The 7210-nt window shown below is 68.1% G+C and carries 5 protein-coding genes; 3 read left to right on the top strand and 2 right to left on the bottom strand.

The genetic code is table 11. The annotated features are described in order from the left end of the window. The first annotated feature begins 436 nt into the window (after window positions 1-436). Both VFW04_13720 and VFW04_13715 read left to right on the top strand, forming a co-directional pair. Window positions 437-3154, top strand: coding sequence for a glycoside hydrolase family 3 N-terminal domain-containing protein (locus VFW04_13720; protein HEX5180388.1), 2718 nt, complete (start codon window positions 437-439; stop codon window positions 3152-3154). Window positions 3155-3282: 128 nt separating this feature from the next. After that, a complete protein-coding gene (locus VFW04_13715; GenBank protein ID HEX5180387.1) occupies window positions 3283-4473 on the top strand; it encodes a TonB family protein in 1191 nt (396 codons plus the stop codon). Window positions 4474-4497: 24 nt separating this feature from the next. Here VFW04_13715 and VFW04_13710 read toward each other — a convergent pair whose 3' ends face one another. Then, a complete protein-coding gene (locus tag VFW04_13710) occupies window positions 4498-5148 on the bottom strand; it encodes a DUF2182 domain-containing protein (protein HEX5180386.1) in 651 nt (216 codons plus the stop codon). A 7-nt stretch (window positions 5149-5155) separates the two neighbouring features. After that, complete coding sequence (locus VFW04_13705; GenBank protein HEX5180385.1) at window positions 5156-5860, bottom strand: DUF899 domain-containing protein; 705 nt, start codon at window positions 5858-5860, stop codon at window positions 5156-5158. 132 nt (window positions 5861-5992) lie between these two features. On the opposite strand from VFW04_13705, the gene VFW04_13700 reads away from it, so the two are divergent. Next, window positions 5993-7210, top strand: a complete 1218-nt coding sequence (locus VFW04_13700; GenBank protein HEX5180384.1) for a hypothetical protein — start codon at window positions 5993-5995, stop codon at window positions 7208-7210.

Here is a 7210-nt window from a genome sequence, read left to right as displayed (position 1 = left end):
TCGCTGCCACGCGAGGGAGGGTGCGTTGTTCGCGCGCGTGACCTACCCCAGATACGTGAACGATGATGTTTGGACGTCCATGGCTGCGATCTTCCCCATCCCTTACATCCTTTTCGTTTTCCTTTGAACCCTTTGTCGTGGCGACTCGGCTCCGCGCTCACAAGTGATCGCGCGAGGACCAGGTCTCCTCGAAGACGGGTCCAGGATAACAAAAAATCAAAGCCTTGGTTTTGCTCGTGTCGTGTCGGCTGTGTCCATGCTGTGTCCGCTCTTCATGAGCGTAGCACTCTGCCTACTTGTCTGGCTCGAGGCACCGCATCGCGTACAGCAATCTCGGCTGCGCTCCCTCGCCAGCACTGGTGCGCGCCGGTATGATTGCGCGTCCGATTAGGCCGCGTCCAACATGCCGAATCGCAATCGAGTCGCAACCTGTACAGTGCTTCTGCTCGTTCTCGCCGCGGGCACCGACGCGCGTGCGCAGGACTCGGTCGCCTACCGCAACGCAGCCCTCCCGGTCGACGCCCGCGTTCGAGACCTCTTGGCCCGCATGACGCTCGAAGAAAAGTTTTGGCAGTTGTTCATGATTCCGGGCGATCTCGACGACAGCACGCACGACTTCTCACATGGGATCTTCGGCCTCCAAGTCGACCCCAAGCACGCCGCACTCCCTCCCAAGCCGCCTCGCGCGGCTCCCCTGGAAAAAACGACGCGTTCTGGAGACGGCACCGCGCGATCGAACGACACGCCGAGTGCGGACGACATCGCGGCCGCCGCCGCCCGCACCGACGCCGAGCGCATCGATGCTATCCAGCGCTACTTCGTGCTGCACACGCGACTCGGCATCCCGATCATTCCATTCGACGAGGGCGTACACGGGCTCGTGCGCGATGGGGCCACGGATTTTCCCGCCGCGATCGCCCTCGCGGCCACGTTCGACACGTCGCTCGTTAGGCAGGTGGCCGGCGTCATCGCCGTCGAGGCGGCGAGCCGCGGGATCCGGCAGCTGCTGTCGCCCGTAGCGAACATCGCCACCGACGTGCGCTGGGGCCGCGTCGAAGAGACGTACGGCGAAGATCCGTTTCTCGCGGCACGGATGACCGGCATCTATGTCCACGCGCTCGAGCATGCCGGCGTGATCGCGACGCCAAAACATTTCGTCGCCAACATCGGTGCGGGCGGGCGCGACAGCTATCCGATCGACGTTGGCCGGCGCACGCTCGAGGAAACGTATTTTCCGCCGTTTCGCACCGCGCTGACGAACGGCGCGCAGTCCATCATGACGGCGTACAACTCCGTGGGCGGCGTGCCGGCCACGCAAAACCACCACCTGCTCACCGACGTGCTCCGCCGCGATTGGGGATTCACAGGATTCGTGATCTCCGATGCGGCCGCGACCAGCGGCGCGACAGTGCTGCATCACACCGAGCCTAACACACCGATCGCGGCGCGCGACGCGTTCGAGGCCGGATTGGACGTCGTGTTCCAGTCGTCGTGGCCGCAGTATCGCCCGTATTGGCGCGCCGTCGCCGACTCACTGGTACCTCCAGCGGTGATCGACAGCGCCGTGGCCGCGGTGCTCCGTGCGAAGTTTTCCCTCGGACTGTTCGACCACCCGTACGCCGATCCGAGCGCCGCGGCGCGCGAGGCCGGCGACGCGACGCACCGCGCGCTGGCACGAACCGCCGCCCGCGAAGGCATCGTGCTGCTCCGGAACCGCCGCGCGCTGCTTCCGTTAGGCAAGGACATTCGCCGCATCGCCGTCATCGGCGTCGATGCAGCCGAGGCGCGCACCGGCGGCTACAGTCCACGAGGCGTGGCGCGCGTCTCCATCGTGGACGGCATCCGCGCCGCCCTGCCGCGGACACGCGTGATGTATGCGCCAGGACCGGGTCGCCTCTCGCCGGAAGTCGTTCCCGTGCCCGCCGTGGCGTTGGGCGCGCCTCCGAACGATACGCTGTCCCGTGGACTCCGAGCCGAGTACTTCGACAACATCGATCTCGCCGGCGAGCCGCGCCTCGTGCGCGCCGATTCGCAGGTGGATTTCGCGTGGACGCTCGAGTCGCCGGGGCGCGGCATCCCGCTCGACTGGTATTCCGCCCGGTGGACCGGAACCATCACCGTCCCGCGCGGAACGCCCGCCGCCACGCGGTTAGGCATCGTGGGCAACGACGGCTACCGGCTCTGGCTCGATGGAACGCTGCTCATCGACGACTGGCGGAAGCAAAGCGTCGGCACCACACTCGAATCCGTATCCCTGCGCCCGGGCACGCGCCATACGATCCGTCTCGAGTACTTCGAGACCAGGGGCAACGCGCGCCTCACGCTCGTGTGGAACGCCGGCGTGCCTAACCACTGGCAGCCGGACATCGACAGCGCCGTGACCATCGCTCGGCGAGCCCAGGCTGCCATTGTCGTCGCCGGCGTCAAAGAAGGCGAGTTCCGCGACCGCGCACTCCTGGCGCTGCCCGGCCACCAAGAGCAGTTGATTCGGGCCGTCGCGGCCACCCGCACGCCGGTCGTGGTGGTCTTGGTCGGCGGCAGCGCCATCACAATGAGCAACTGGCTCGCTCGTGTTCGCGCCGTGTTGGATGTGTGGTACCCTGGCGAGCAGGGCGGCAACGCGGTTGCCGATGTCCTCTTCGGCGATGCCGACCCTGCCGGCCGCCTGCCCGTCACATTCCCGATCGCGGAAGGTCAGCTTCCGTTAGTCTACGACCACTGGCCCACCGGCCGCGGCGACGATTATGTCGACCTCACCGGGCATGCCCTCTTCCCGTTCGGCTACGGACTCAGCTACACGACGTTCGCCTACTCGCAGCTCGCCGTCACACCCGACTCGATCGCGCCGGGCGGCACAGCACGCGTGACGTGCCGCGTGAAAAACACCGGCGCCCGCGCCGGCGACGAGGTCGTGCAGTTGTACCTGCAGGACGAGTTGGCGCCCGTGGCGCGGCCTGTGATCCAGCTCGCCGGATTCGCGCGCATTCACCTCGCGGCCGGCGAAGAGCGCGAAGTGAGCTTTCCGCTCGACGCGTCCGAACTTTCGATGCTCGATTCTGCCATGCACCGTGTAGTCGAGCCCGGCACATATCGCCTGGCTCTCGGCGCGTCGTCTGTCGACATCCGTCTTCGCGGCACGCTCGTCGTCCAATGATCGAGGCGGTTCGTACGCGCCGTTGACCTCGTCCCCACATTGCCCTTGTCCGGTCAACCGGGACATGGCAAGTTGATGAATACCTGCACACGCGACGTCGACATACCGTGCAGTGTAGGAGAGAGACCATGCGGGCCCACTCGATCGCCGCACATTCCGTCCTGATGCACCGCGTGTGCACCCTGGGATCGGTTGTGACCATGCTCTGGAGCATGAGCGGGCCACCGCCGCTTGCCGCGCAGAGCGAGGGTCGCCCTGGCTCCGTCGACGCCGTCGTTCGCGACACGACCGGCGCCGGCGTCGCCGGGGCCGAGTTGTCGATTGCCGGCACGACGGTGAGAGGCTTCACCGATGACGACGGCCACCTGCACCTTGGCCCCATCGCCCCCGGACCCGCGCGCCTAACGGTACGCCGCCTCGGCTTCCGCGCCACGACAGTGGATGTCACGATCGCCGCGAACCGCGCGACGGTGGATACCGTGCAGTTGGTACAAGTCGCCCACCGCCTGGATCCGATCACCGTGCGCAGCAGCATCCACGCGTATAGCTCGCGCATGATGGGATTCTATGAGCGGCGCAGCCAGGGGTTGGGCCACTTTTTCACGCGGCAGCAGATCGAAGACGCGAACCCCCGGTTTCTCACGGACATGTTCCGCCGAATTCCGGGCGTACAGCTCGCATCGACCGACATCATCCAGCACGCCGTGCGGATGCGCGGCGCGCGGGATTGTCCCCCGCTGCTCTGGCTGGATGGCGCACCCGCGGCGGCGGCCGAGTACGATCTGGACACCATCGACCCGCTGTCGGTGGAAGCCATCGAGGTCTATAGCGGTCCATCAGAAGTGCCGCTGCAGTTCAAGCCGCCCATGGATGTGCAAGCCTGCGGCGTGATCGTGATCTGGACGCGGCAGGGCGAGCCCCAGCACGCGTATGCGAAAGCGGCGCCCGCTCCCAATCAGATCGTGAAGATGATCGACTCGCTCAAGGTCTACACCGCCGATGAAGTCGACACGCCCGCGCACCAGGACACGAGCGTTCACGTGCAGCCGTTCTATCCCGAAGGCCTGTTCATGAGCGGCAAGAGCGGACGCGTCGTCGCGGAGTTCGTCGTCGATACCTCGGGCGCCGTGGCGATGGGCACGTTCAGCGCCATCTCGTCCACCGACCCCGACTTCACCAACTCCGTTAGGCAGGCGCTGCGGCAGGCGGTCTACGTCCCCGCGGTGCGCAAGGGGCAGAAAGTGCAGCAGGTGGTCGAGCAGCCGTTCACGTTCGTCGCGGACAGCGCGCTGCTGCGCCACCTGAAAGGACGCTCCTGACCGCCTGACCGCCGGCCGGCGCGGTCAGCCCGGCCGCGCCGCGCGGGCCATGAGCACCATGCCCGCGACGACGACCGCCGTGCCAACCACCCGTGCCCCACCGCGACCCGAGGGCACGAGGCGTTCGACCGTCACTGCCGCAGTCAGCGCCGCCATCGCGCCGACATCCATCAGGCCGACCACCGCCAACACTGCGATCAAGTTGGCGCAGCTCCGGCAACAGTGCAGACCGAGACGCACCCCGTGCCGCCACGAGGCGGCGGCGCTCGTCGGCCGACCGCCGAGCACCGGCGCCCGTCGCGCGGCGGCGAGGTGCCGCGTCTTCCACGAGGTGAACTGGAACGTGCCGGCGAGCAGCACGACCACTCCGCCCAACAGCGACGACGCCACCGGCCGGCCGCGGCCGGCCGCCGACAGCGCCGCGCCTAACGGACATACCAGGAAGCCGGCCGCCGCCCACACGGCGCAGTAGCCCCCGCCGGCCAGCACCGCCATCCACATCGGCCGCGCCGCGCCCGCGCGGGCGGCGGCGCGCCGATAGCGCCAGAGCGCCGGCACGAGCGATGGCAGCATCATCGCCGCCATCATGGCTGTCCACATCCCGATGGAACAGAGAGCGGCGGAGAGCCACGTCGCGCCGGGCTGCGGCATTCCCGGCATGGACACGTTAGGCATAGCGTGCTCAGCGCGCGCCGTATTCGTCCCGGCGGCGCAGCCACGCGCCGGATTCGTTCCGCCCCTTGGGCGCGCGGTCCAGCCACTGGTACATGCCCCACAACCCGTCGAGCCCGCGCGCGTACGTCGAGTACGTGTGGTACACGGTGTCACCCTCGCGCGCAAAGCTGCTCATCCCGGGCATCTCGCGCTCAGCCGGGTTCTTCGACGGCTGCAGGCGCCGGTAATTGTACTCCATGTTGCCCTCGCGCGTCTGCTGCTCGGTGAACGACACGTTGAAGTCGGAGTTGAAATCGCTGCCGAACGACGACGCCCAGGGGAAGGTCCATCCCATCCGCCGTTGGTACGCCCGGATCTTGTCGAGTGGCGCGCGCGACACTGCCCACAGCATCACGTCGTGATTCGCCAGATGCGTCGCGATACCGTTGAATCCATCGGCAATCGCCGAGCACGAGGGGCATCCGACGACGTCATGCGGACCGAGCATGAAATGGTAGACCAGAAGTTGCGAGCGGCCCTGGAACAGCTCGCCCAACGATGCCGCGCCCTGCTCCGTCTCGAACCGGTACTCCTTCGTCATTGGGACCCACGGCAGCTCCTGGCGCCGGCGAGCGACCTTGTCGCTCAGTCGCGTTAGCTCCTTCTCCTCCTCGAGCAGTTCGAGTCGTGCGGCAAGCCATTGTTCGCGTGTCCCGCTGGTGTGTGTCGACATGGTCGTTCTCCTTGTGCCGGATCGCCCGGGCTCGTGTTGGTCATCGGGGTGATTGGTGCATCCCCGTCACGAGCTATGTTTAGTGCCGACCGTGGCCCGGGTGAGAGTGACACGTATGTCGCGATTCCATAAATGGACTCGCTAATCGCAGCGGCCGCGCGCGCCCTGACAGCGGGGGACGCGCTCGGCGCGCTCAACCTCATCGCGCTGCGCAACGATGCGCCGGCGCTGGCGTTGCGCGGCATTGCGATGGCGCAGCTCGGCGATCTCTCGCGCGCGAGGACGCTCCTGCGAAGCGCACAGCGTGCGTTCCGCCCGACGGACGCCGTGGCGCGCGCCCGATGCGTGGTGGCCGAGGCGGAAATCGCGCTCGCGACCCGGGAGCTCGGCTGGCCGGCGCGGTCGCTGGAGGCCGCGCGCGCCACGCTCGACGCCCACGGCGACCGGTTGAACGCCGCGCACGCGCGCTACCTTTCCGTTAGGCGGATGCTCCTGATCGGACGCCTCGACGACGCCGAGGCGGCGCTGATCGCGCTCGATCCGGGGCCGCTCCCGCCCGCCTGGCAGACCTCCCACTACCTTGCCGTCGCCGGCATCGCGATGCGGCGCCTGCGCTCGAACGCCGCGCGGTCCGCCCTGGCACGCGCCGCGCGGGCGGCAGAGCGCGCGGGCATCACGGGACTCACCGCCGAAGTCGAGCGCGCATTCGAGGCGCTCGAGGCGCCGGCGGCTCGCCTGATCGCGAACGGCGTCGAACGCCTGCTGCTGCTCGAGGATGTGGAACGCGTGTTCGCGTCCAACGCGCTCGTCGTGGACGCGTGCCGACTCGTCGTACGCGATCCGGGAACGATGGTGTCGCTCGCCGGCCGGCCGCTGCTGTTCGCGATCGTCCGCGCGTTAGGCGAAGCCTGGCCGGGCGGGGCCACGCGCCGCGACTTGCTCGCGCGGGCGTTCGGCGCCAAGTTTGTGGACGAATCGCACCGCGCGCGACTCCGCGTGGAGATCGCGCGCTTGCGGCGAATACTCAGACCGCTCGCCGGCGTGACTGCTACCGAGGACGGGTTCGCGTTGGCGCCGAAGCGGCGGCGCGTCGTCGTGCTCACACCGCCTGTCGATGGACACTCCGCCGCCGTGCTCGCGTTCCTCGCCGATGGTGAATCCTGGTCGAGCTCGGCGCTCGCACTGGCACTCCGGACGAGTCAACGCACCGTGCAGCGCGAGCTGGACCGCCTCGCCTCGGCGGGGAAAGTGCAGTCCGTTGGGCGCGGACGCGCGCGTCGATGGTCGACGCCGCCCGCGGTAGGATTCACGACGACCCTGCTGCTGCCGACACCACTTCCCACTGCGTGA

This window comes from Gemmatimonadaceae bacterium (assembly GCA_036273715.1).
Classification (GTDB): domain Bacteria; phylum Gemmatimonadota; class Gemmatimonadetes; order Gemmatimonadales; family Gemmatimonadaceae; genus JADGGM01.
The sequence above is the reverse complement of the archived record's forward strand: the minus strand, read 5'-3'. Positions and strand labels throughout refer to the sequence as shown.

Bases quoted from the DNA above. Each gene is read 5' to 3' on its own strand.
- VFW04_13715 (HEX5180387.1), top strand. From the start codon at position 3,283: ATGCGGGCCCACTCGATCGCCGCACATTCCGTCCTGATGCACCGCGTG.
- VFW04_13710 (HEX5180386.1), bottom strand. From the start codon at position 5,148: ATGCCTAACGTGTCCATGCCGGGAATGCCGCAGCCCGGCGCGACGTGG.
- VFW04_13705 (HEX5180385.1), bottom strand. From the start codon at position 5,860: ATGTCGACACACACCAGCGGGACACGCGAACAATGGCTTGCCGCACGA.
- VFW04_13700 (HEX5180384.1), top strand. From the start codon at position 5,993: ATGGACTCGCTAATCGCAGCGGCCGCGCGCGCCCTGACAGCGGGGGAC.